This window comes from Streptomyces longhuiensis (genome assembly GCF_020616555.1).
Lineage (GTDB): Bacteria > Actinomycetota > Actinomycetes > Streptomycetales > Streptomycetaceae > Streptomyces > Streptomyces longhuiensis.
On record NZ_CP085173.1, the window covers coordinates 6225322 to 6247228 of the forward strand.

Annotated in this window: 22 protein-coding genes and 1 riboswitch; of the genes, 13 read left to right on the forward strand and 9 right to left on the reverse strand. The window is 71.3% G+C overall.

Going from position 1 to position 21907, the window contains the following annotated elements; genetic code table 11:
• Positions 1-98: 98 nt before the first annotated feature.
• Positions 99-500 carry a CBS domain-containing protein gene (locus tag LGI35_RS28800; protein ID WP_227297134.1) on the reverse strand — a complete coding sequence of 134 codons (402 nt, stop codon included), beginning with the start codon at positions 498-500 and terminating at the stop codon, positions 99-101.
• A gap of 199 nt (positions 501-699) precedes the next feature.
• Positions 700-1494 carry a histidinol-phosphatase gene (gene hisN, locus LGI35_RS28805; RefSeq protein WP_227297135.1) on the reverse strand — a complete coding sequence of 265 codons (795 nt, stop codon included), beginning with the start codon at positions 1492-1494 and terminating at the stop codon, positions 700-702.
• A 140-nt stretch (positions 1495-1634) separates the two neighbouring features.
• Between hisN and LGI35_RS28810 the strand changes: the two genes are divergently transcribed.
• Entirely contained in the window at positions 1635-2234 is a 600-nt protein-coding gene (locus tag LGI35_RS28810) for a TetR/AcrR family transcriptional regulator (protein WP_227297136.1), read from the forward strand.
• 62 nt (positions 2235-2296) lie between these two features.
• On the opposite strand, the gene LGI35_RS28815 is transcribed toward LGI35_RS28810, so the two are convergent.
• The 4 genes from LGI35_RS28815 to LGI35_RS28830 all read right to left on the reverse strand — a co-directional run bounded on the left by LGI35_RS28815 (position 2297) and on the right by LGI35_RS28830 (position 5860).
• A complete protein-coding gene (locus LGI35_RS28815; RefSeq protein ID WP_100595965.1) occupies positions 2297-2620 on the reverse strand; it encodes a DMT family transporter in 324 nt (107 codons plus the stop codon).
• A 117-nt stretch (positions 2621-2737) separates the two neighbouring features.
• The gene (gene rsgA / locus LGI35_RS28820; RefSeq protein WP_227297137.1) at positions 2738-3748 is read right to left on the reverse strand and encodes a ribosome small subunit-dependent GTPase A; all 1011 of its coding nucleotides are present in this window, start codon (positions 3746-3748) and stop codon (positions 2738-2740) included.
• 16 nt (positions 3749-3764) lie between these two features.
• A complete protein-coding gene (gene aroA / locus LGI35_RS28825) occupies positions 3765-5081 on the reverse strand; it encodes a 3-phosphoshikimate 1-carboxyvinyltransferase (RefSeq protein ID WP_227297138.1) in 1317 nt (438 codons plus the stop codon).
• A 56-nt stretch (positions 5082-5137) separates the two neighbouring features.
• On the reverse strand, positions 5138-5860 hold the full coding sequence (locus LGI35_RS28830) for a M50 family metallopeptidase (protein WP_227297139.1): 723 nt from the start codon (positions 5858-5860) through the stop codon (positions 5138-5140).
• A 49-nt stretch (positions 5861-5909) separates the two neighbouring features.
• Between LGI35_RS28830 and LGI35_RS28835 the strand changes: the two genes are divergently transcribed.
• From LGI35_RS28835 to LGI35_RS28880, 10 genes are all read left to right on the forward strand, one after another.
• A complete protein-coding gene (locus LGI35_RS28835) occupies positions 5910-6725 on the forward strand; it encodes an SOS response-associated peptidase (RefSeq protein WP_227297140.1) in 816 nt (271 codons plus the stop codon).
• A gap of 1 nt (position 6726) precedes the next feature.
• Positions 6727-7404, forward strand: coding sequence for an alpha/beta hydrolase family protein (locus LGI35_RS28840; protein WP_227297141.1), 678 nt, complete (start codon positions 6727-6729; stop codon positions 7402-7404).
• A 305-nt stretch (positions 7405-7709) separates the two neighbouring features.
• Positions 7710-8375, forward strand: a complete 666-nt coding sequence (gene sigR / locus LGI35_RS28845) for an RNA polymerase sigma factor SigR (RefSeq protein WP_199841903.1) — start codon at positions 7710-7712, stop codon at positions 8373-8375.
• On the forward strand, positions 8372-8683 hold the full coding sequence (gene rsrA, locus LGI35_RS28850; protein ID WP_116510175.1) for a mycothiol system anti-sigma-R factor: 312 nt from the start codon (positions 8372-8374) through the stop codon (positions 8681-8683). Before sigR ends, rsrA begins: the two co-directional genes overlap by 4 nt.
• 202 nt (positions 8684-8885) lie before the next feature.
• Positions 8886-10211, forward strand: a complete 1326-nt coding sequence (locus tag LGI35_RS28855) for an HD-GYP domain-containing protein (protein WP_227297142.1) — start codon at positions 8886-8888, stop codon at positions 10209-10211.
• The gene (locus LGI35_RS28860; protein WP_376218259.1) at positions 10130-11488 is read left to right on the forward strand and encodes an HD-GYP domain-containing protein; all 1359 of its coding nucleotides are present in this window, start codon (positions 10130-10132) and stop codon (positions 11486-11488) included. Before LGI35_RS28855 ends, LGI35_RS28860 begins: the two co-directional genes overlap by 82 nt.
• A 150-nt stretch (positions 11489-11638) precedes the next feature.
• Positions 11639-12619, forward strand: a complete 981-nt coding sequence (locus LGI35_RS28865) for a tetratricopeptide repeat protein (protein ID WP_227297143.1) — start codon at positions 11639-11641, stop codon at positions 12617-12619.
• Between the two features lie 65 nt (positions 12620-12684).
• Positions 12685-13335, forward strand: coding sequence for a peptide deformylase (gene def, locus LGI35_RS28870; protein WP_116510169.1), 651 nt, complete (start codon positions 12685-12687; stop codon positions 13333-13335).
• Positions 13336-13657: 322 nt separating this feature from the next.
• On the forward strand, positions 13658-14758 hold the full coding sequence (gene cyc1 / locus LGI35_RS28875) for an epi-isozizaene synthase (RefSeq protein WP_423835731.1): 1101 nt from the start codon (positions 13658-13660) through the stop codon (positions 14756-14758).
• A complete protein-coding gene (locus tag LGI35_RS28880; protein WP_227297145.1) occupies positions 14755-16134 on the forward strand; it encodes a bifunctional albaflavenone monooxygenase/terpene synthase in 1380 nt (459 codons plus the stop codon). Before cyc1 ends, LGI35_RS28880 begins: the two co-directional genes overlap by 4 nt.
• Positions 16135-16209: 75 nt before the next feature.
• On the opposite strand, the gene LGI35_RS28885 is transcribed toward LGI35_RS28880, so the two are convergent.
• Positions 16210-17172, reverse strand: coding sequence for a GlxA family transcriptional regulator (locus LGI35_RS28885; RefSeq protein ID WP_227297146.1), 963 nt, complete (start codon positions 17170-17172; stop codon positions 16210-16212).
• 94 nt (positions 17173-17266) lie between these two features.
• Between LGI35_RS28885 and LGI35_RS28890 the strand changes: the two genes are divergently transcribed.
• Positions 17267-17443: a hypothetical protein gene (locus tag LGI35_RS28890; RefSeq protein ID WP_227297147.1), complete on the forward strand. Its 177-nt coding sequence runs from the start codon at positions 17267-17269 to the stop codon at positions 17441-17443.
• Here LGI35_RS28890 and LGI35_RS28895 read toward each other — a convergent pair.
• Positions 17440-18453: a ribonucleotide-diphosphate reductase subunit beta gene (locus LGI35_RS28895; protein WP_116510160.1), complete on the reverse strand. Its 1014-nt coding sequence runs from the start codon at positions 18451-18453 to the stop codon at positions 17440-17442. The two genes, LGI35_RS28890 and LGI35_RS28895, sit on opposite strands and share 4 nt — an antisense overlap.
• Positions 18453-20849: a ribonucleoside-diphosphate reductase subunit alpha gene (locus tag LGI35_RS28900; RefSeq protein WP_227297148.1), complete on the reverse strand. Its 2397-nt coding sequence runs from the start codon at positions 20847-20849 to the stop codon at positions 18453-18455. The genes LGI35_RS28895 and LGI35_RS28900 overlap by 1 nt, the downstream gene beginning before the upstream one ends.
• 117 nt (positions 20850-20966) lie before the next feature.
• Positions 20967-21083: riboswitch (cobalamin riboswitch) on the reverse strand.
• 89 nt (positions 21084-21172) lie between these two features.
• Between LGI35_RS28900 and LGI35_RS28905 the strand changes: the two genes are divergently transcribed.
• A complete protein-coding gene (locus LGI35_RS28905) occupies positions 21173-21907 on the forward strand; it encodes a hypothetical protein (RefSeq protein WP_227297149.1) in 735 nt (244 codons plus the stop codon).

Here is a 21907-nt window from a genome sequence, read left to right on the forward strand (position 1 = left end):
GACGCAGGCAGAGGGCCGGCTCCCTTCGGGGGCCGGCCCTCTTGTGCGCATCGCGCGAGGCCCCGGGTCCGAACTGCCCTGGGTCCGAACTGAAGGCCCTAACTCACGAGTGTCGTCGACCGGCGCCGGGCCGGGGCCCAGCAGCGGATGATGTCGCGGACCGACACGATGCCGACCGGCTCCTGGTCGTCGAGCACGATGAGATGCCGGAAGCCGCCGTGGGCCATGGCCTCGGCGGCCTCCTGGAGCGTCCACGCCGGGGCGGCGAAGACGACGTCGGTCGTGGTGTGGGTGCCGGCGATCTCGTGGTCCGGGTTCTGGCCGCGGCCGAGTGAGTTGAGGATGTCGCGCTCGGTCAGAATGCCGATTCCGCAGGTGTCGGGGTCGAGGACGACCGCCGCGCCGACGCGGCGCTCGGACATCAGTCGGGCCGACCTGCGCAGCGTGTGGGCGGGGCCGATGGTGAGGACCATCGTGCTCATGGCGTCGCGGACGAGCATGGGCGTGAGCCACCTCCTTGGTGAATCCGCGACCTCCGGGATGCCGAAGGATTGCCTCCGGTCCCGACCTGGAGAACGGATTCACAAGTTCACAAGTGGGGGGACTCTCAGAGTCGCAGCCGTTCGGGCCGTCAACAAGGGGGCGCGGAAGGTCCGTTGTGCCGCTACGGTGCTTCCGCACGCCGTAGCGGCGGGACGCTCACGTCTGCAGGTAGCTCAGCAGCTCGCCGTGGAGCAGGCCGTTCGACGCCGCCGCGTTGCCGCTGTGCGGGCCGTGGCGCCCGTCGAGGCCGGTGAAGACGCCGCCCGCCTCCGTCACGATGATCGCGTTCGCCGCCATGTCCCACAGCGAGAGCTCCGGCTCCGCCGCCATGTCGACCGAGCCCTCGGCGACCATCATGTACGGCCAGAAGTCGCCGTAACCGCGCGTGCGCCACACCGCGCGCGTGAGGTCGAGGAAGCCGTCGAGCCGGCCCTGCTCCTCCCAGCCGCTCAGCGAGGAGTAGGCGAAGGACGCGTCCGCGAGGCGCCCGACCTTCGAGACGTGCAGGCGCGAGGCCGACGTCAGGCTGCGGCCCGTGTAGGCGCCCGCGCCCTTCGCCGCCCACCAGCGGCGGCCGAGCGCCGGCGCGGAGACGACGCCGACCACCGGCTGGTAGCCGCCCTCGCCCGCCTCCATCAGCGAGATGAGCGTCGCCCAGACCGGCACGCCGCGCACATAGTTCTTGGTGCCGTCGATCGGGTCGACGACCCAGCGGCGCGGGCCCGTGCCCTCGATCCCGTACTCCTCGCCGAGGATCGCGTCCCGCGGCCTTGCCCGCTTGAGCTGACCGCGGATGAGCTCCTCCGCGGCCTTGTCGGCCTCGCTCACCGGCGTCATGTCCGGCTTGGTCTCGACCTTGAGGTCGAGGGCCTTGAACCGGTCCATGGTCGCCGCGTCGGCGGCGTCCGCGAGGACGTGGGCGAGACGCAGATCATCGTGATAGTCGGACATGGGTGAACAGTATCGATCGAGGTCGGTCCGGGGCCACAGGGCGCAGGGTCCGGCGGCCCGCGAGGGCTATTGACAGGGCACACGGGCGCGTCAACCCTGGCGGTTGAGCCGCTACGGCGCCACGGCGTGGGGAGGCGACGATGCCCACAGCACGGGAGTCCTTGCTCGACGCGGCCGGTACGGCGCTGGCCGGGCGCCCCTGGCCCCTGGTGCGGATGATCGACGTGGCGGCCGTCGCCGGGGTGTCCCGGCAGACCCTCTACAACGAGTTCGGTACCAAGGACGGGCTCGCGCGCGCCCTGGTCCGGCGCGAGGCCGACGCCTATCTGGCCGGCGTCGACAGAGTCCTGAAGGAGGCCGGGATCGAGGCCGTCGCCGAGTGGACCGTCACGGCGGCCGGCTCCAGCGCACTCGTACGGGCCGTGCTCACCGGCTGCTGGGGCGAGCGGCTGCCGGCGCCGGTGCCCGGCGGGGTGCCCTCGTCGTCCCCCGTGCCCGCACAGCGGCGGGCCGACGGGCCGCTCCCCGGCCCCGGCGACCTGGTGAGGCTGGTCCGCGAGCGGGCCGAGGCCGCGCTCCGTTCGGCGGGGCGGCCGCGGGCGGAGGCGGACCGGCTGGCCCGCGACTGCGAGCTGGCCGTCCGGCTCGCCCTGTCCTGTCTGCTCGCCCCCGTCGGCGAGGGCGGCGTCACGCGCCTCGTGCGGGACGCGCTGACACCTCACCGGCGACGAACAGGGTGAACGGCCCGCAGGAGAGGCCGTGTTGAGGCCGCGCGGCCCCGCGAGTGCCGCCGGCCGTCAGCTCAGTGCGCCGAGCCCGACAGCTGAAGCCCGATCACGCCGACGATCACGAACGAGATCGAGACGAGTTTGAGGGTGGAGACCAGGTCGTCGAGGAAGACCATGCCGTAGATCGCGGTGCCCGCGGCGCCGATGCCCGTCCACACCGCGTACGCGGGACCCACGTCGAGCTTGCGCAGGGCGAGCGTGAGGAGGCCGAAGCTGCCGAGGGCGAAGCACGAGAACGCGATCGTCGGCCAGAGCCGGGTGAAGCCGTGCGAGAGCTTCAGGCAGACCGCGAAGCCGGTCTCGAGAATCCCCGCCACGATGACCAGCAGCCACGCCATGTGCTTGCCTCCAGCATCTTCGACTTCCGTGACCGCTTCGTACGGTTTCGATCTTGCGTCCGGCTTGGGTGCGATTATGCACTTACCGTCGCGGGGCGGTCGCAAACAACGCTGAGGTCAGTCGCCCTCGCGTCGTTCCCTCGTGGCGAGCAGCCGCCGCAGTGAGTACAGACGCGTGGGATCGGCGTGTCCCTGAGTGACCCACTCGTCGAGCGCGCAGTCCGGCTCGTCGTGGCTGCACGCGCGCGGACAGTTCTCCGTGCCCGGCTCCAGGTCGGGGAAGGCGTGGATGACGCGGGACGGGTCGACGTAGTGCAGGCCGAAGGAGCGCACGCCCGGGGTGTCGATCACCCAGCCGTTGTCGTCGGGCAGGGGCAGCGCGAGCGCGGACGTCGTGGTGTGCCGGCCGCGGCCGGTGACCGCGTTGACATGGCCCGTCGTACGCCGGCTGCCCTTCGGCACCAGCGCGTTCACCAGCGTCGTCTTGCCGACGCCGGAGTGGCCGACGAACACGGTGATCTTGCCGTCGAGCTGCTCGCGCACCCGCGACACCGCGGCCCCGCTCTCCAGCTCGTCCCGGCTGGTGACGACGTAGGGGACGCCCAACGCCCCGTACAGGTCCAGGAGTTTGTCCGGCGGGTCGAGGTCCGACTTGGTCAGGACGAGGAGGGGGGAGAGGCCGCTGTCGTACGCGGCGACGAGGCAGCGGTCGATCATGCGCGGGCGCGGCTCGGGGTCCGCGAGGGCCGTGACGATGGCGAGCTGGTCGGCGTTGGCGACGACCACGCGCTCGTACGGGTCGTCGTCGTCGGCGGTGCGGCGCAGGACGGACGTGCGCTCCCCGATGCGGACGATGCGCGCGAGGGTGTCCTTCTTGCCGGACAGATCCCCGACGACGGAGACCTGGTCGCCGACCACGGCCGCCTTGCGGCCCAGCTCGCGGGCCTTCATCGCGGTGACGGGGATGTCGTCGATGAGGACGGTGAGGCGTCCCCGGTCCACGGTCAGGACCATGCCGTCGGCGGCGTCCTCGTGCTTCGGGCGGATGTTCGTGCGGGGGCGGTTGCCCTTGCGGTTGGGGCGGACGCGGATGTCGTCCTCGTCGGGGTTCTTGCCGTAGCGGCGCATGATCTCGATCCGCCCGTCAGTTCCCCAGCATCCCGGCCCACAGGTCGGGGAAGTCGGGCAGGGTCTTGGCGGTCGTCCCCACGTTCTCGATCTCCACGCCCGGCACGGCGAGGCCGATGATCGCGCCCGCGGTGGCCATACGGTGGTCGTCGTACGTGTGGAAGATCCCGCCGTGCAGGCGGCGCGGCCGGATGTGCAGGCCGTCGGCGGTCTCGGTGACGTCGCCGCCGAGCTCGTTGATCTCCTTGGTGAGCGCGGCCAGGCGGTCCGTCTCGTGCAGACGCAGGTGCGCCACGCCCCGCAGCGTGGAGGGGGAGTCGGCGAGGGCCGCGACGGCCGCGATGCCGGGCGTGAGTTCCCCGACCTCGCTCAGGTCCACGTCGATGCCGTGGATCGAGCCGGAACCGGTGAACTCGAGCCCCTGCTCGGTCAGTTCGCAGGAGCCGCCCATCAGCGTGAAGATCTCGCGCAGCCTGTCGCCGGGCTGCGTCGTGCGCTCCGGCCAGTCGGGGACGACGACCTTGCCGCCGGTGACGAGGGCCGCGGCCAGGAACGGCTGGGCGTTCGACAGGTCGGGCTCGACGGTCAGGTCGCGGCCGAGCAGGGCGCCCGACGTGACCCGCCAGACGTTCGGCTCGCCGCCGGACTCCGGGGTGTCGACCTGGGCACCGACCGTGCGCAGCATGTCGACGGTCATCCGGATGTGCGGCATTGAGGGCAGCGGGCCGCCGACGTGGCGCACCTCCACCCCCTGGTTGAAGCGCGGCGCGGACAGCAGGAGGGCGCTGACGAACTGCGACGACGAGGACGCGTCGATCTCGACCCGGCCGCCGTCGAGGGCGCCGGTGCCGTGCACGGTCATCGGGAGCGAGCCGCGGCTGTCGTCGTCGATCCGGGCGCCGAGCACGCGCAGCGCGTCGATCACGCCGTTCAGCGGCCGCTCGTACGAACGGGGGTCGCCGTCGAAGCGCACCGGGCCGTCGGCGAGCGCCGCGACCGGGGGCAGGAAGCGCATCACCGTACCGGCGTTGCCCACGTCGACCGTGGCCGGGCCGCGCAGCCCCGAGGGGATCACGCGCCAGGCCTCGCCGGAACCGTCCGGGCCCACGCCCTCCTCGATGCCGACGCCCATGGCGCGCAGGGCGGCCGCCATCAGGAGCGTGTCGCGCGAGCGCAGCGGGCGGCGCAGCCAGCCCGGCTCGGCGGCGAGCGCGGCCAGGACGAGCGCGCGGTTGGTGACCGACTTCGACCCCGGCACATGGACCGTCGCGAAGACGGGGCCGCTCGCGTGCGGGGCGGGCCAGAGGGAGGTGTGCGCGGGGATTTCGGTCATGCCTTTACTTTAGTGGGCTCAGGCGATCGGGCCGGATCACGAGCCCCCACCCGGGGTCAGAGTCCCAGCAGCCAGCGGCCCCCGCCGAGCAGTGAGCACAGTGAGACGGCGTGGAAGAAGAACAGCCACATCCCGGCCGGCACGTGCGTGAGCCGTGACAGCTGGTCCGCGTCCGAATCACCGGCCCCGCCCCGCCTGCGCTTGCTCTGCAGCTCGAACGCGGGCCGTACGCCGCCCAGGAGCAGGAACCACACCACGACGTACGCGAAGGCGGCCTGCACCTGCGGTCCCGCCAGCCAGGACACGAGCACGAAGGTGCCGCCGGTCAGGATCACGGTCAGCGCGCCGTACGCGTTCCTGATCATCACGAGCAGCGCCACGAGCAGGGCCGTGGCCAGCCACAGGAGGGCCGTGATGTGTCCCGCGGCGAGCAGCGCGGCGCCGCCGAGGCCGAGGAGCGGGGGAGCGGTGTAGCCGGCGGCCGCGGTCAGGATCATGCCGAGGCCCGACGGCTTGCCGCGGCTGACGGTGAGGCCGCTGGTGTCGGAGTGCAGCCTGATGCCGTCGAGACGGCGCCCGCTGAGCAGGGCCACGATGCCGTGCCCGCCCTCGTGGGCGATGGTGATCGCGTTGCGGGCGAGCCGCCATATGGAGTGGGGGACGACCGCGGCGAGCGCGACCGCCGCTGTGGCGAACACCACCCACTGGTCGGGGTCGGACTGGCTGCCGAAGACCCGGTCCCACAGGTCGGCGGCGCCGGTACTCGCGGTGACGTACATGGTTGGAGCGGCTCCCTCTGGCGGGCCAGTATCTGGCACTGTGGCACGTATGTGCGGACGGTATGCATCGAGTCGTAGGCCCGAGGATCTCGCAGGAATCTTTGAGATCCAGAAGTGGGAGCCCGAGGAGACCCTCGCGCCCGACTTCAACGTGGCCCCGACCAAGGAGGTCTACGCGGTACTCGACCGCCCTGTGAAGGACGCCGCCGACCGGAATCCGGTTCGCCAGCTGCGCACTCTCAAGTGGGGCCTCGTGCCGTCGTGGTCGAAGACCCCCGAGGGCGGCGCCCGGATGATCAACGCCCGCGCCGAGACGGTGTCCGAGAAGCCCTCGTACCGCCGCGCCTTCTCCAGCCGCCGTTGCATCCTGCCCGCCGACGGCTACTACGAGTGGGTCACCGGGGTCGGCGAGCGCGACCTGGAGGTCGAGGGCAAGAAGAAGCGGCCGCGCAAGCAGCCCTACTTCGTCACGCCGGCCGACGGCTCCGTCTTCGCGATGGCGGGCCTGTACGAGTTCTGGCGCGACCGCACCCTGCCCGACGAGCACCCCCTCGCCTGGTGGGTGACCTGCACCGTCATCACCACCGAGGCGGAGACCGCGCCGCTCGCCGTCGCGCCCGACGAGGGGCCGCGCTCGCTCTTCGACATCCACCCCCGGATGCCGCTCATGCTCACGCCGGACCGGTGGGACGCCTGGCTCGACCCGGCCCGCACCGACGTCGACGACCTGAAGTCCCTGCTCGCGCCGCCGCCGGAGGGCCTGATGCGGGCGTACCCCGTGTCGACGTCGGTCAGCAACGTGCGCAACAACGGCCCGGAGCTGCTCAAGGAGCTGGAGGGGCCCGAGGAGGGCACACTCTTCTGACGTGACCAAGAACACGACCACGAACGCCGCCGAGCCCACCGCCAGGACCGAGACCGTGGAGACCGGCGCGGGCGAAGCGCGCATCACCTGGCATCCGGCCCCCGCCAATAAGGCCCGGCTCGTCCTGGCCCTCAGCCATGGCGCCGGTGGCGGCATCGAGGCGCGTGACCTGAAGGCCGTCGCCGCCGAGCTGCCCGCCCACGGTGTCACCGTCGCCCTCGTCGAGCAGCCGTGGCGGGTGGCCGGCAAGAAGGTGGCACCCGCACCGAAGACCCTGGACGTCGGCTGGCGCGGGGTGTGGCCCGCCCTGGAGGAACCGGGGCTGCCGGTCGCCTCCGGCGGGCGCAGCGCGGGCGCGCGCGTGGCGTGCCGCACGGCGCAGGAGCTCGGCGCGGCCGCCGTCCTCGCCCTGAGCTTCCCGCTCCACCCGCCGGGCCGCCCCGAGAAGTCCCGCGCCGACGAACTGCTCGGCGCCGGGGTCCCCACCCTCGTCGTCCAGGGCGGCAACGACCCCTTCGGCAAGCCCGCCGAATTCCCCGGCTCCACCGCGTACGAGCTCGTCGAAATCCCTTACGGGGACCACGGGTTCGCGGTGCCGAAGCGGGCGGACATCGGCCAGGACGAGGCCCTCGCGCTCATCGTGGACGCCGTCGTGAAGTGGGCCGGATCACTCGCGTGACCCCCGGGAATGTTGGGGCCCGGACGTCTGTTGTCCGGAACAGACGGTACGAGAGTGCTGTCGAAGACTTGCGAGAAGTCACGAGTTGTCACGAGTGCTGACGAGAGGAAGTCCGCCGCATGGGTTCGACCATCTGCCCGAGCCGCAGCAGCGCCGCTGACCTGGAGTGGAGCGTGCTGCACGCGGCGAAGACCGCCCCCGTTCGGACGGCGGGCGGAGCTGATCGCCAGGCCGCTCCTACCGAGGGTCGTCTATTCTCCGATTCGAGTGGGGTCTCCTTCGGCCCCGCCACGTCGTTGGAGGAGGTGGGTCCGGTCACTGGCACCGACGCAGGGACCGAACACGGGCAGGCGGAAGAGCCCGAGGAGACCGCCGCGGAGCGCAGTCTGCGCTTCGAGCGTGACGCGCTCACGTTCCTCGACCAGATGTACTCGGCCGCGCTGCGCATGACGCGCAATCCGGCCGACGCCGAGGACCTGGTGCAGGAGACCTACGCGAAGGCGTACGCGTCGTTCCACCAGTTCCGCGAGGGCACGAACCTCAAGGCGTGGCTGTACCGCATCCTCACGAACACCTTCATCAACTCGTACCGCAAGAAGCAGCGCGAGCCCCAGCGCAGTGCCGCCGAGGAGATCGAGGACTGGCAGCTGGCGCGTGCCGAGTCGCACATGTCGACCGGCCTGCGGTCCGCCGAGTCGCAGGCGCTCGACCACCTGCCCGACTCGGACGTGAAGTCGGCGCTCCAGGCGATCCCCGAGGAGTTCCGTATCGCGGTCTATCTCGCCGACGTAGAGGGCTTTGCGTACAAGGAGATCGCGGACATCATGGGGACACCCATCGGGACGGTGATGTCCCGGCTCCACCGGGGCCGTCGCCAGCTGCGCGGCATGCTCGAGGACTACGCCCGCGACCGCGGACTGGTCCCGGCCGGCGCCGGAGAGTCGAACGAAGCGAAAGGCTCGGGCTCATGAGCTGCGGAGAGCCGCACGAGACGGATTGCAGTGAAGTCCTCGACCATCTCTACGAGTTCCTCGATCACGAGATGCCGGACAGCGACTGCACGAAGTTCGAGACGCACTTCGAGGAGTGCTCTCCGTGCCTCGAGAAGTACGGCCTCGAGCAGGCCGTGAAGAAGCTGGTCAAGCGCTGCTGCGGCCAGGACGACGTACCGAGCGACCTGCGGTCGAAGGTCATGGGCCGCATCGACCTGATCCGGTCGGGGCAGGCCGTGCCCGACCAGGACGTGACGGCGTCGGCTCCCAAGCTGCGGGAGGCCTGAGGCCACGGCCGCGAGGCCGAGCGGTGATGAGCGGGACGTGACGGCGCTACGTCACGTCCCGCCGCCGTTGCCCGCCCCCGTCACCCGAATGTGCTAATCCCCCGTCGGGTGGCCCGGGGAATCCTCGCGATGCCGCCCGCGCGCCCTGCCCACCGCTCTATCCTCCGGAACCTGAAGCGGGATCACGGGGAGGGGGGTCGGTATGCGCACGGTTCCGCCGGTGGCCCTCGGCTACGTCCTGTGCGCGGCCGGCGGCGCCCTCGCGTGCCTGGCACCCGCCGCGGGCCCGGCCACGCCGTGGCCCGCCGTCGGGCTCCTCGCCGTCCTCTACACGGGATGCGAGCACGCGGGCCAGTGCCGCGTGATCGGGCGGCGCGTACCCAAGGGCATGGGCACGTTCTTCCCCGTGCTGCTCGCCGGAGCGTTCCTCCTGCCGCCCGCGGCGGCCGCGCTCGTCGCCGTGCCCGGAGCGCTCATGGCGCGCACCGACCGGCGCCCGGCCGGCCTGCGCCGCGTCTGGCGCGCCGCCCAGCTCGCCCTCGCCACCTGGGCCGCCGCCCGCGTCCACGGGGCGCTCGGCGGCACCGCGGCCGTCTCCGCGCCCCACTTCCCGTACGCGCTCGTGCCCGCCGGAGCGGCCGTCCTGGTCTTCTGCGCCGCCCTCGCGCTGCTCGACGGCGGCATCCTCGCCACCGCCGAACGCGTCCCGCTGCGCGCCGCCTGGCGCGGCCTCTTCCCGCGCGCCCTCGGGCCCGTCGCCGTGCACGGCCTCGCGGGCCTCATGATGGCCGTCCTGTGGCGCAGCCCGTACGGCCCCTTCGCCGCGCTCCTCGTGCTGCTGCCGATGTACATCTCCTGCTGGGTGTTCGCCCAGTACCACCGAGAGCGCGCCGCCCACCAGGAGACGATCCGGGCCCTCGTGCAGGCCGTCGACATCAAGGACGGATACACACGCGGCCACAGCGAGCGGGTCGGCCAGGCGTCCATGATGATCGCCCGCGAGCTCGGCATGGCGGACGAGCGCGCCGAGGTCCTGCGGTTCGCCGGGATCCTGCACGACGTCGGCAAACTCGGCGTACCCACCCGCCTGTTGCGCAAGGACGGCCCGCTGACCCCCGAGGAGCGGCGCATCATCGAACTGCACCCCGAGTACGGGCACGAGATGGTGCGCGGGATCGGGTTCCTGGGGGAGGCGCGGGCGGCGATCCTGCATCACCACGAGCGGATGGACGGCAGCGGGTACCCCTACGGGCTCACGGGGCCGCAGATCCCGGAGTTCGCGCGGGTCGTGGCGGTGGCGGACGCGTTCGACGCGATGACATCCACCCGGTCCTACTCGCGGGCCCGGCCCGTCGACGTCGCGCTCGCCGAGCTGTCCCGGTGCGCGGGCGCGCAGTTCGACCCGCAGATGGTCGGCGCGCTGGTGCGGGCGCTCGGGCGGCACGGGTGGCACCCCGCCGTGACCGCGGACGAGGCCGCCGCACAGGTGCCCGGGGCGCGCGTCGCGCGGCGGGCGGCCCCGCGGTGACGTGGACGCGGTCCCCGGGTCCGGGAAGCGGCCGGGCCCGCACCACGGTCGCGGCCGTCCAGGGCCTCGCAGTCGTGCTCACCGCCGTCTCCCTCGGAGCCACCGTGTGGAACGGCGTCGAGGAACCCGGGACGGCGCTCGCCTTCGGCGTGCTCATCGCCGTCGGTGAACTCGCCCGCTGGGGATCACCCGGAGGGGACCGGGAGCCCGCGCCTCTGGGGTCCGCCGGCGCGCTCGCGTACGCGCTGCTCGGGGAGACGGAGGGGCAGGCGACGCATCACGGAGCGTTCCAGGTCGTCGCCGTCTGCGTCGCGGCCGCGCTCGTCGGCTCCGTACCGCACCTCGCGCTCGGACACGGCCCGTCCGCCGACCACATGGCGCGGCGCGCCCTGACCGTCGCCTTCGCCGCCGTCTGCTTCCAACCCCTTTACAACCAGGGCAGGTTCGGCGCCTGGGTCGGTGACGGCGCGGCCTACGCGCTGCTGCTCGTCGGGCTGCTCGTCCTGACCGCGCTGTGCGACGCCGTCCTGGCCGCGGTCATGGCGCACGCCCGTACCGGCTGGCCGTTCGGGCCGCTGCTCAGGGACGAGCTGCGGGCCATGAGCGGCATCGGCTCCGCGGTGTGCGCCACCGGCGCGGTCATCGCCCTCGCCGTGGCCGTCGCCGGACTGTGGGCGCTGCCCGTCTTCTGCCTGCCCCTCCTCCTGACCCAGCTCGCGTTCCGCCGGTACGCCGCCGTGCGGACCACGTACCGGCAGACGATCACCTCGCTGGCCCGCGCCACCGAGATCGCCGGGTACACACCCCAGGGCCACGCCCTGCGCGTGGCGGCGCTCAGCCGCGCCGTGGGCCGTGAGCTGGGACTCTCCGAGTCCGACCTCACCGTCCTGGAGTACGCGGCCCTCATGCACGACATCGGGCAGCTGTCCCTCGTCGACCCGGTGGCCGACGGCGCCACCGCCGCCCTGCCCGCCCAGGAGCAGCGCCGCATCGCGCTGCTCGGCGGGGCCGTCGTGCGTCAGACGGGCGTGGACGCGGAGGTCGCCGTCGTCGTCGAGCGTCAGGCCGACCCCTACCGTGAGCAGCCGCTCACCGCGCGCATCGTCCGCACCGCCAACGCATACGACGAGATGGCCCGGGGAGAAGGCCCCCAGGGCCCCCTCACCGCCCTGGAGCGACTGCGTCTGGCCACGGGGCGCGACTACCAGCCCGATGTGGTGGAATCCCTGGCCAGGGTCGTGTCGAGGGGCGGGGTGACCCTGCCTCCGGCTGGGTAACCCATGGGTAATGAGCGGCTGTCCGGCCGTACGTGGTTGGATGCGAAGAAGAGGATGTCCGGGCGCCCAGGCCCCGGCCGTGCTCCTTGGGGGAAGGCCCCCCGAGGGCACTGTGCCCCGGACCGACAGGCGGGAATGCAGGCGGGAATCGTGAGGATCTTCGGCAAGGGACGGCACCGGCCCTCCGCCTCATGGCGGCAGGCCACCGATCGGGCGTTCACGCTCATCGGCGACGGCCGGTACGAGGACGCCGGGGCCCTGCTCACCCGGGCCGCCGACCTCGAGCCGTGGCTGTCGGAGTCCTGGTTCAACCTCGCGCTGCTGCACAAGTTCCGGCACGACTGGGAGCAGGCGCGGGCCGCGGGTCTGCGTGCGGTGGCCCTCCTGGACCGCGAGAGCGGCGCCCCCGACTGGTGGAACGTCGGTATCGCGGCCACTGCCCTGCAGGACTGGCCGCTCGCGCGGAGGGCCTGGCAGGCGTACGGACTGAAGGTGCCGGGCGGTGCGACCGCCGCCGGTGAGCCGACCGGCATGGATCTGGGCAGTGCCGCCGTGCGGCTCTCGCCGGAGGGCGAGGCCGAGGTGGTGTGGGGGCGCAGGCTCGACCCCGCCCGCATGGAGGTCCTGTCCATCCCGCTGCCGTCCTCCGGGCGCCGCTGGGGCGAGGTCGTGCTGCACGACGGAGTGCCCCACGGGGAGCGGACGACGGCCGCCGGGCACTCGTACCCCGTCTTCGACGAGATCGAGCTGTGGGCCCCCTCGCCCGTCCCGACCTGGGTCGTCCTCCTGGAGGCGGCGACCGAGGACGACCGGGACGCCCTGGAGCAGCTCGCTTCCGACGCCGGTTTCGCCGCTGAGGACTGGTCGTCCTCCGTGCGGCTGCTGTGCCGGATGTGCTCCGAGTCGCGGATGCCGTCCGACGAGGGCGACGGCCGGCACCCGGACCCGCACGACCACAGCGAGCCCGGACATCCCGGGCCGCTCGGTCACCGCACGGACGGCCAGCTGTGGGTTCCCGAGCGCGAGTGCGGTGTCGCGGCTCCCGCGTCGCTCGTGCGGGGTCTGCTCGACGGCTGGGTCGCGGACAGCCCGGACTCCAGGGACTGGCGGGACCTTGAAGAGGTCTGCTGACCGGTCCCCGTAGGCTGTACCCCGGAAAATTTGTCGCAGCAGGTACCGGAAGGCGTACGTCGGACATGGCGCAGCAGGACACCGAGCACGAGCACGCCGGAGTGCTCCCCGTGGACGACGAGGGCTTCGTCCTCGACACCGAGGACAACGCCGCCCGCGAGGAGGCCGCCGTCGCGCGCGGCACGTCGCGGCCGATCACCGTTGTCGGGAACCCCGTCCTGCACAAGGAGTGCAAGGACGTCACCGAGTTCGGCGACGAGCTCGCGCAGCTGGTCGACGACATGTTCGCCAGCCAGCGCACCGCGGAGGGCGTGGGCCTCGCCGCCAACCAGATCGGCGTCGACCTGAAGGTCTTCGTCTACGACTGCCCGGACGACGACGGTGCGCGCCACACCGGCGTGGTCTGCAACCCCGTGCTCCAGGAGCTGCCCGCGGACCAGCGCCGCCTCGACGACTCGAACGAGGGCTGCCTGTCCGTGCCGACGGCGTACGCGCCGCTCGCGCGTCCCGACTACGCGGTGGTGACCGGGCAGGACGAGAAGGGCAACCCGATCAAGGTCCGCGGCACCGGCTACTTCGCGCGCTGCCTCCAGCACGAGACGGACCACCTGTACGGGTACCTGTACATCGACCGCCTCTCCAAGCGCGAGCGCAAGGACGCCCTGAAGCAGATGGCCGAGGGCACCCCGCGCTACGAGGTCGTCCCCAACGACTGAGCGGGAAGGGCCCGTTGGGGCCCGAGCGCACCGAGTGACACACGAGCGGCGTCCGGCCGGATTTCCAACTGACCGGGCGCCGCTCGCGTGTTCGGGGCCCGGGCCACCCCGGCGGTCAGGTGTGCGAACCGGACCGGCCGTGGATGATCCAGAATCAGTCATCTAAGGGGACTTTTCCGGCGCGTGGGGGGAGTGGGGGGAGCAAATCCGTTCCCAGAACGGTCAGTTGTGGTGCTGAATAGAAAGTGCGGGGATACGCAACGGCGCGCGCCCGGCACAGCACAGGGGCGCACGCCATCAGGCGGCTGAGAGGGGTTTGTTCGTGCCTGCTTTCTCACACAGCACTTCACGGACTCGGGTGCAGACACAGACACAGACGCAGACAGCGGTCCCACCGGCGCTGGCACTACCGGTGATCGAGGAGGCGTTTCCTCGCAACCTGCATCCGTATTGGCCAAAGCTCCAGGAGAAGACGCGGTCCTGGCTGCTCCAAAAGCGGCTCATGTCGGCCGACAAGGTGGAGAAATATGCCGATGGCCTTTGCTACACCGACCTCATGGCGGGCTACTACATAGGAGCCCCCGACGACCTCCTCTCCGCGATTTGCGACTACAGCGCGTGGTTCTTCGTCTGGGACGACCGCCACGACCGTGACGTGATCCACGGCCGGGCCGGCGCCTGGCGACGCCTCGCCGTCCAGCTCCACGCGGCACTCGAGGCGCCCCAGCTCCATCTGCACCACAAGGACCCACTGGTGGCCGCGTTCGCAGACAGCATCGTCCGCCTGAACGGCTCCCTCACCCGTTCATGGAACGCCCGGTTCGCCCGCCACTTCCACGTGGTGATCGACGCGTACGACCAGGAATTCCGGAACCGGACCTCGGGAACGGTGCCCACGGTCGAGGAGTACATCGAACTCCGAAGGAACACCTTCGCGCACTGGATATGGCTCGATCTCCTCGAGCCGACCGCGCAGTACGAGCTCCCGAAATGGGTGCTCGAAAGCCCCGCATACCGGCGGGCCGCGCTCGCGTGCCAGGATTTCGCCGCCTGGTACAACGACCTCTGCTCGCTGCCGAAGGAACTCGCGGGCGATGAACTCCACAACCTCGGGATAAGCCTCATCCAGCACGAGGGACTTTCCCTCGAAGTGGCCGTGGAAGAAGTCCGCCGAAGGGTCTGCGAATGCATTACCGAATTCCTGGAGGCCGAGCCCGAAGTTCTGCGAATGGCGGACGAGGCGGCCGACGGGACTTTAGCGGGCGAGAGCCTCGCGGTGGCACTCAGGTCGTGCGTCTCCAATATGCGGAACTGGTTCAGTTCCGTGTACTGGTTCCACCATGAGTCGGGCCGCTATCAGGTGGACAGCTGGGACGACCGCGCCACTCCTCCGTACATCAGCGACCAGGCAGGTGACGAATGAGCGTCGAATCGGCAGAATCCTCGGTTCCGGCCGTCGTGGAGCCCGGTGAGCGGCGCACGCCGCCGTACGCAGGCGGCGGCGCGCCCCTCCTCGGGCACGCCTGGAACCTCGTGCGCGACCCCCTCGCCTTCGTCGCGGGACTGCGCGGCGACGGCGACCTGGTCCGCCTCAGGCTCGGCCCGAAGACGGCGTACGCGGTCTGCGACCCCGACCTCGTGGCCGCGCTCCTCAAGAGCCCCGACTACATGGTCGGCGGCCCCCTGTGGGAGACCCTCGGAGTCCTCCTCGGCAAGGGCGTGGCGACCAGCAACGGCCCCATGCACCGGCGCCAGCGGCGCACCATCCAGCCCGCGTTCCGGACCGACCGCATCGCCGATCACGCGACCGTGATGGAGGAGGAGGCGCGCGCCATGGCGGCGCGCTGGAAGCCCGGCGACACGGTCGACATCGGCGCCGAGGTGTTCCGCACCGCGGTCCGCATCGTCGCCCGCTCCGTCCTGCACGTCGACTCGGTCGACGAGCGCGCCGACCGGCTCAGCTCCTCGCTGCACACGGTCTTCAGCGGCCTGTACCGGCGCATGGTCCTGTCCGTCGGACCCTTCTACCGGCTGCCACTTCCGGCCAATCGCCGTTTCGAGCGGGCGTTGGCCGATTTGCATCGGCTGGTGGACGAGATCATTGCCGAGCGGCGCGCATCCGGCGTCAATCCGGGTGATCTGCTCGCGGCATTGCTCGGCGCCGAGGACGAGAATGGCGAAACGGTCGGCGAGCAGGAGGTGCACGACCAAGTCGTCTCCCTCGTCGTGGCCGGCGCGGAGAATGTCGCGTCGACCCTCACGTGGACGTTCCAGCTCCTCGCGGAACACCCCGAGCAGGAAAGCCGGTTGCACGAGGAGGTTGAATCCGTGACGGATGGCCGCCCCGTCGCATTCGCCGACCTCAAGGGCCTAATCCACACGCGCAATGTCATCACGGAGGCGATGCGCATACGGCCCGCCGTATGGATATTGACGCGGCAGGCCGCCGTCGATACCGAGCTCGGCGGCTATCACATTCCGGCCGGTGCGGACATCGTCTACAGCCCGTATGCGATGCAGCGCGATCCGCGGTCCTTCCGTGACCATCTGGAGTTCGACCCCGACCGCTGGCTTCCGGAGCGCGCCGCGGAAAGCCGGCAGAGCGCGATGATGCCGTTCAGCGTCGGCAACCGGAAGTGCCCCGGCGATCACTTCAGCATGGCCGAACTGGCCATCATCCTGGCCACGGTGGCGCCCCGCTGGCGGCTGGTTCCGGTCGCGGAGACGGACAGCACGGCCCGCATCGGGATCACGCTCCAGCCCAAGCGGGCGCTGCTGCGGGTGGAGGCACGTGCGTAGCCGCGACGCTCACGGATGTGCGGGGGGCCGGTCCGCCGGCTCCCCGCGAGACCGGCCCGATCCACCCGCAGGGCCCTAGGCCGCGGACCGTACGCGGAACGTGCGGCGGAAGGCGTTGGGTGTCGTGCCCAGCGCCTTCATGAACTGATGCCGCATCGCCGCCGCGTTGCCGAACCCGGCCCGCCCGGCGATCGAGTCCACCGTCTCGTCCGTCTGCTCCAGCAACTCCTGTGCCAGCAGCACCCGTTGGCGAAGCAGCCAGCGGTACGGCGTCGTGCCCGTCTCCTGCTGGAAGCGGCGCGCGAAGGTGCGCGGCGACATCAGGGCGCGCGCCGCGAGCTCCTCGACCGTGAGCGCCTCGTCCAGATGCGCCGCCATCCACGCCAGTACGCCCCCCACGGTGTCGCAGGGAGTGACGGGCAGCGGGCGCTCCACGTACTGGGCCTGCCCGCCGTCGCGGTGCGGCGGGACCACCATGCGGCGGGCGATGGCGTTGGCGACCTCGGAGCCGTGCTCCGTGCGGACGATGTGCAGGCAGGCATCGATGCCGGCGGCGGTCCCCGCCGAGGTGATGACCGGCCCTTCGTCGACGTACAGGACGTCGGGGTCGACGCGGGTGCGCGGGAACGCGACGGCGAGCTCGTGCGCGTACCGCCAGTGCACCGCGCACCGGCGGCCGTCGAGCAGTCCGGCCTCGCCGAGCACGAACACCCCCGAGCAGACGCTCAGGACGCGCGCGCCCCGGTCGACGGCCCGGCGGAGCGCGTCGAGCAGCTCGGGAGGGTAGCCCTTGCGGACGCGGCCCGCCGCGGGGACGGCGATGAGGTCGGCCTCGTCGAGCCGCTCCAGGCCGAACGGGGTGGAGATCGTCATGCCCGGCACATGGGTGGCCAGGTCGGGCCCCTCGGCGGACACCGCCGCGAAGTCGTACACGGGCAGCCCGGCATCGCTGCGGTCGAGTCCGAACACCTCGCAGATGACGCCGAGTTCGAAGGGATGCACACCGTCGAGCAGCACTGCGGCCACGTTCTTCAGCATGCCGTCCAGTGTGCCGCAGGCTTGGCAGTAATTCGAGGGTCAGTGACAGTCCTGCCACTGCCGGATGCGTCCGCGGGGGACGAGAGTGGAGGACATGAACACAGCGATGAACTACCTCACCGTCCTCTTCGTCCTCGCCCTCCTGGCCGCCCCGTCCCTGTTCGGGATCGCCCGCGACCGCCGGATCGACCGGCAGCTCCGGCAGGCCGGTCAGGCACGGCGGGACGCCGAACGCCCGTCCCGCCATGCCGAGTTCACAACCGTCGCCTAGAAGTCCTCGTCGAACCCGACCGAGCCCTCGACCGCGACCTGGTACGCCGACGGCCTGCGCTCGAAGAAGTTCGTCAGTTCCTGGACGCCCTGCAGCTCCATGAAGGAGAAAGGGTTCTCCGAGCCGTAGACCGGCGCGAAGCCGAGGCGCTGGAGGCGCTGGTCGGCGACGCACTCCAGGTACTGGCGCATCGAGTCGGTGTTCATGCCGGGAAGGCCGTCACCGCACAGATCGCGGGCGAACTGGAGCTCGGCCTCGACCGCCTCGCGCAGCATTGCGACGACCTGCTCCTGGAGCCGGTCGTCGAACAGGTCCGGCTCCTCCTTGCGGACGGTGTCGACGACCTCGAACGCGAACGACATGTGCATCGTCTCGTCGCGGAACACCCAGTTGGTGCCGGTCGCGAGGCCGTGGAGCAGGCCGCGGCTGCGGAACCAGTACACGTAGGCGAACGCCCCGTAGAAGAACAGGCCCTCGATGCACGCGGCGAAGCAGATCAGGTTGAGGAGGAAGCGGCGGCGGTCCGCCTTCGTCTCCAGGCGGTCCAGTTTCTCGACCGAATCCATCCACTTGAAGCAGAACTCGGCCTTCTCGCGGATGGAGGGGATCTCCTCGACCGCGTCGAACGCGGCCGCACGGTCCTCCGGATCGGGGAGGTAGGTGTCCAGGAGGGTCAGGTAGAACTGGACGTGCACGGCCTCCTCGAACAGCTGGCGCGACAGGTACAGGCGCGCCTCGGGGGAGTTGATGTGCTTGTACAGCGTCAGGACCAGGTTGTTCGAGACGATCGAGTCACCCGTCGCGAAGAACGCGACCAGACGGCCGATCATGTGCTGCTCGCCCGGCGACAGCTTCGCGAGGTCGGCGACGTCCGAGTGGAGGTCGACCTCCTCGACGGTCCAGGTGTTCTTGATCGCGTCCCGGTAGCGCTCGTAGAAGTCCGGGTAGCGCATGGGACGCAGGGTCAGCTCGAAGCCCGGGTCGAGCAGGTTCTTGTTCTCGCTGGTCATCACTGGCAGGCCTCGCAGGACTCGGGGTTTTCGAGGGAGCAGGCGACGGCCTCGGGATCGGCGGCCTGCTGTACGGGAATGGGGGCGGCGGACGCAGCGCGGGCGATCCGCGTCGCCGGGCGCGAGCGCAGGTAGTACGTCGTCTTCAGACCCGACTTCCAGGCGTACGCGTACATCGACGAGAGCTTGCCGATGGTGGGCGTCTCCAGGAACAGGTTCAGCGACTGCGCCTGGTCGAGGAACGGCGTACGGGCCGCCGCCATGTCGATGAGGCCGCGCTGCGGGATCTCCCACGCCGTGCGGTACAGCTCGCGCACCTCGGCCGGGATCCAGCCGAAGCCCTGCACGGAGCCGCTGGACTCGCGCAGCGCCTCGCGGGTCTGCGCGTCCCACACGCCGAGCCGCTTGAGCTCCTGGACCAGATAGGAGTTGACCTGGAGGAACTCGCCGGACAGCGTCTCGCGCTTGAACAAGTTGGAGACCTGCGGCTCGATGCACTCGTAGACGCCCGCGATGGAGGCGATCGTGGCGGTGGGCGCGATGGCGAGGAGCAGGGAGTTGCGCATGCCGGTGGCGGCGATGCGCTCGCGCAGCGCGGCCCAGCGCTCCGGCCAGGTCAGCTCGACGCCGTAGTGGTCGGGGTGCAGCACGCCGCGCGCGGTGCGGGTCTTCTCCCAGGCGGGGAGCGGGCCGTTGCGCTCGGCGAGGTCGGCGGACGCCTCGTACGCGGCGAGCATGATGCGCTCGGCGATCCGCGTGGACAGGGCCTTCGCCTCGGGGGAGTCGAAGGGCAGCTTCAGCTGGAAGAAGACGTCCTGGAGGCCCATCGCGCCGAGGCCCACCGGGCGCCACTTGGCGTTGGAGCGGCCGGCCTGCTCGCTCGGGTAGAAGTTGATGTCGACGACGCGGTCGAGGAACGTGACGGCCGTGCGGACGGTCTCGTCGAGGCGCTCCCAGTCGATCTCCCCGCCGCCGGCTCCCTGCAGCACGAAGGCGCCGAGGTTGACCGAGCCCAGGTTGCAGACCGCGGTCTCGCCGTCGTCCGTGACCTCCAGGATCTCGGTGCACAGGTTCGAGGAGTGGACGACGTTGCCGCGCTCCGCCGTCTGGTTGGCGGTGCGGTTGGCGGCGTCCTTGAAGGTCAGCCAGCCGTTGCCGGTCTGTGCCAGGGTGCGCATCATGCGGCCGTACAGCTCGCGGGCCGGCATCGTCTTCTGCGCGAGACCCGCGGCCTCCGCCGCGCGGTACGCGGTGTCGAACTCCTCGCCCCACAGGTCGACGAGGTCGGGCACGTCGGACGGCGAGAAGAGCGACCACGTGCCGTCGTCGGCGACGCGGCGCATGAACTCGTCGGGGATCCAGTGCGCGAGGTTGAGGTTGTGGGTGCGCCGGGCGTCCTCGCCGGTGTTGTCCCGCAGCTCCAGGAACTCCTCGATGTCGGAGTGCCACGTCTCCAGGTAGACGGCCGCGGCGCCCTTGCGCCGGCCGCCCTGGTTCACGGCGGCGACGGACGCGTCGAGGGTCTTCAGGAACGGCACGATGCCGTTGGAGTGCCCGTTCGTGCCGCGGATCAGCGAACCCCGCGAGCGGATCCGCGAGTACGAGAGTCCGATGCCGCCCGCGTGCTTGGAGAGCCGCGCGACCTGGTGGTAGCGGTCGTAGATGGAGTCCAGCTCGTCGAGGGGCGAGTCGAGGAGGTAGCAGGACGACATCTGCGGGTGACGGGTGCCGGAGTTGAAGAGCGTCGGCGACGACGGCAGATAGTCGAGCCGGCTCATCAGGCGGTACAGGGAGGCGACTTCGTCGAGCGCGCGGACCGAGTCGTCCTCGGCGAGGCCGCACGCGACGCGCAGCATGAAGTGCTGCGGGGTCTCGACGACCTGCCGGGTGATCGGGTGGCGCAGCAGATAGCGGCTGTGCAGGGTGCGCAGTCCGAAGTAGCCGAAGCGGTCGTCGGCGCCCTCGGTGACGGAGGCGGTGACGAGCGCGTCGAGGCGCTCGGCGTGCAGCGTCACGAAGTCGTACGTCCGGTCGGCGATCAGACCCTCGCGGTGGCCCACCGCGACGGACTCGGAGAACGAGGTGACGCCTTGCGACGCGGCCTCGTCGGCGATGCTGATCGTCAGGAGCCTGGCGGCCAGCCGCGAGTACGCAGGGTCGTCGGAGATGAGGCCGGCGGCGGCCTCGGTGGCCAGGGAGCGCAGTTCGGCGGTGACGCCGGATTCCGCCACCGCGGACCTGCCGCGCAGCGCGGCGGCGGCGACCTTGCCCGGGTCGGTGTCCGGGAGGTCGGCGGTCAGTTCGGTCAGGGTGCGCAGCAGCGCGGTTCCCGGGGCGTCGTGCTGCTCGGGGTTCCCTGCCAGCTCTGAGGCCGGTTCGGCGGGCGCGATGGTCACGTGGGGCTCTCCCTCGCTCGGCTCTGGGCCTGACGGGGAGGAGGGCACGGGGGCATGGCGGGGCCCGCGTCACCGGCCCACTCCACGAGACCCGGACGTCGTCATCCCGGGCCGGACGGCTCGGGCAGGCTGTCGACAGGTCCTCGGACTCGCGTATGCGTGCATACGTACACCGTTGCGGGACAGTTCCGGAATTGCACCGGATTCCCCTGCGGCGACAGCGAGCATGAGCATACATCTTGTGTCGGCCTTGGATGACAGCCCCACATCTTGTGTCGACTAGGGTTGCGGCCGAACTGGTGCCCCAGCAGGGGGAGGTACGGGTGCGAGGCCGTGGAGCGGGATGTGCCGCCGTAGTGCTGATGCTGCTCGCCGGGTGCGGGAGCGGCGGGGACGGCGGGTCGGGCCAGCGGGGCGAGGGCGGGAGCAAGCGGTCGTCGGCGTCCGGCGTCGACGGTACGGCGGATCCCGCGAAGGTCTTCACGGGCGCCGAGTTGGGCGCCGCTCTCCTTCCGGCCGAGGCCGTCGGCAAGGGCGCGAAGGCGTTGGAGGTCTACCTGGGACTCTTCGACCAGGGTTCCGGGGGAGGCGACTGGAGCACCTGCGTGGCGGGCCGGGACGCGCACGGGGAACTGTGGCGCATGCGGGGCGCCAGCGCCGAGCGGACGTTCCGCCCGGACCCCGCGGCGGTGGACGAGGACGACCCCTTCGTCCACGAGCGCCTGGTCTCGATGCCGGCCGGGCGGGCCGGACGCTATCTCGAACTGCGCCGCGCGCTCCACGAGGCGTGCGGCCGCGTCACCGTCGACACCGACGCCGCGCCCGTCGAGGAGCACCACGAGGTCCGGCCGCTGCCGGACCTCGGTGACGAGGCGCTCCTGGAGACCACGCGGACCACGGGCGGCGACGAGTACGACGGGAGGCCGCACTACGAGGTCGAACTGCGGGTCGGCGGCGTCCTGGTGATGGTGGGGGCGGGCACGGACATGGACCTGACGCTCTCCTCGGCCGCCGAGGCGGCGCGGCGGGTCGGGAAGGACCTCTACGGAGCTTCGTGA

What these genes read in the sequence shown, in the direction of transcription:
- hisN (WP_227297135.1), bottom strand. Translation starts at nt 1,494, where the DNA reads ATGTCCGACTATCACGATGATCTGCGTCTCGCCCACGTCCTCGCGGAC.
- LGI35_RS28855 (WP_227297142.1), top strand. Translation starts at nt 8,886, where the DNA reads ATGCGCACGGTTCCGCCGGTGGCCCTCGGCTACGTCCTGTGCGCGGCC.
- rsgA (WP_227297137.1), bottom strand. Translation starts at nt 3,748, where the DNA reads ATGCGCCGCTACGGCAAGAACCCCGACGAGGACGACATCCGCGTCCGC.
- LGI35_RS28830 (WP_227297139.1), bottom strand. Translation starts at nt 5,860, where the DNA reads ATGTACGTCACCGCGAGTACCGGCGCCGCCGACCTGTGGGACCGGGTC.
- rsrA (WP_116510175.1), top strand. Translation starts at nt 8,372, where the DNA reads ATGAGCTGCGGAGAGCCGCACGAGACGGATTGCAGTGAAGTCCTCGAC.
- aroA (WP_227297138.1), bottom strand. Translation starts at nt 5,081, where the DNA reads ATGACCGAAATCCCCGCGCACACCTCCCTCTGGCCCGCCCCGCACGCG.
- LGI35_RS28885 (WP_227297146.1), bottom strand. Translation starts at nt 17,172, where the DNA reads ATGCTGAAGAACGTGGCCGCAGTGCTGCTCGACGGTGTGCATCCCTTC.
- LGI35_RS28835 (WP_227297140.1), top strand. Translation starts at nt 5,910, where the DNA reads ATGTGCGGACGGTATGCATCGAGTCGTAGGCCCGAGGATCTCGCAGGA.
- LGI35_RS28895 (WP_116510160.1), bottom strand. Translation starts at nt 18,453, where the DNA reads ATGACCAGCGAGAACAAGAACCTGCTCGACCCGGGCTTCGAGCTGACC.
- LGI35_RS28810 (WP_227297136.1), top strand. Translation starts at nt 1,635, where the DNA reads ATGCCCACAGCACGGGAGTCCTTGCTCGACGCGGCCGGTACGGCGCTG.
- LGI35_RS28800 (WP_227297134.1), bottom strand. Translation starts at nt 500, where the DNA reads ATGCTCGTCCGCGACGCCATGAGCACGATGGTCCTCACCATCGGCCCC.
- LGI35_RS28815 (WP_100595965.1), bottom strand. Translation starts at nt 2,620, where the DNA reads ATGGCGTGGCTGCTGGTCATCGTGGCGGGGATTCTCGAGACCGGCTTC.
- def (WP_116510169.1), top strand. Translation starts at nt 12,685, where the DNA reads ATGGCGCAGCAGGACACCGAGCACGAGCACGCCGGAGTGCTCCCCGTG.
- LGI35_RS28890 (WP_227297147.1), top strand. Translation starts at nt 17,267, where the DNA reads ATGAACACAGCGATGAACTACCTCACCGTCCTCTTCGTCCTCGCCCTC.
- LGI35_RS28880 (WP_227297145.1), top strand. Translation starts at nt 14,755, where the DNA reads ATGAGCGTCGAATCGGCAGAATCCTCGGTTCCGGCCGTCGTGGAGCCC.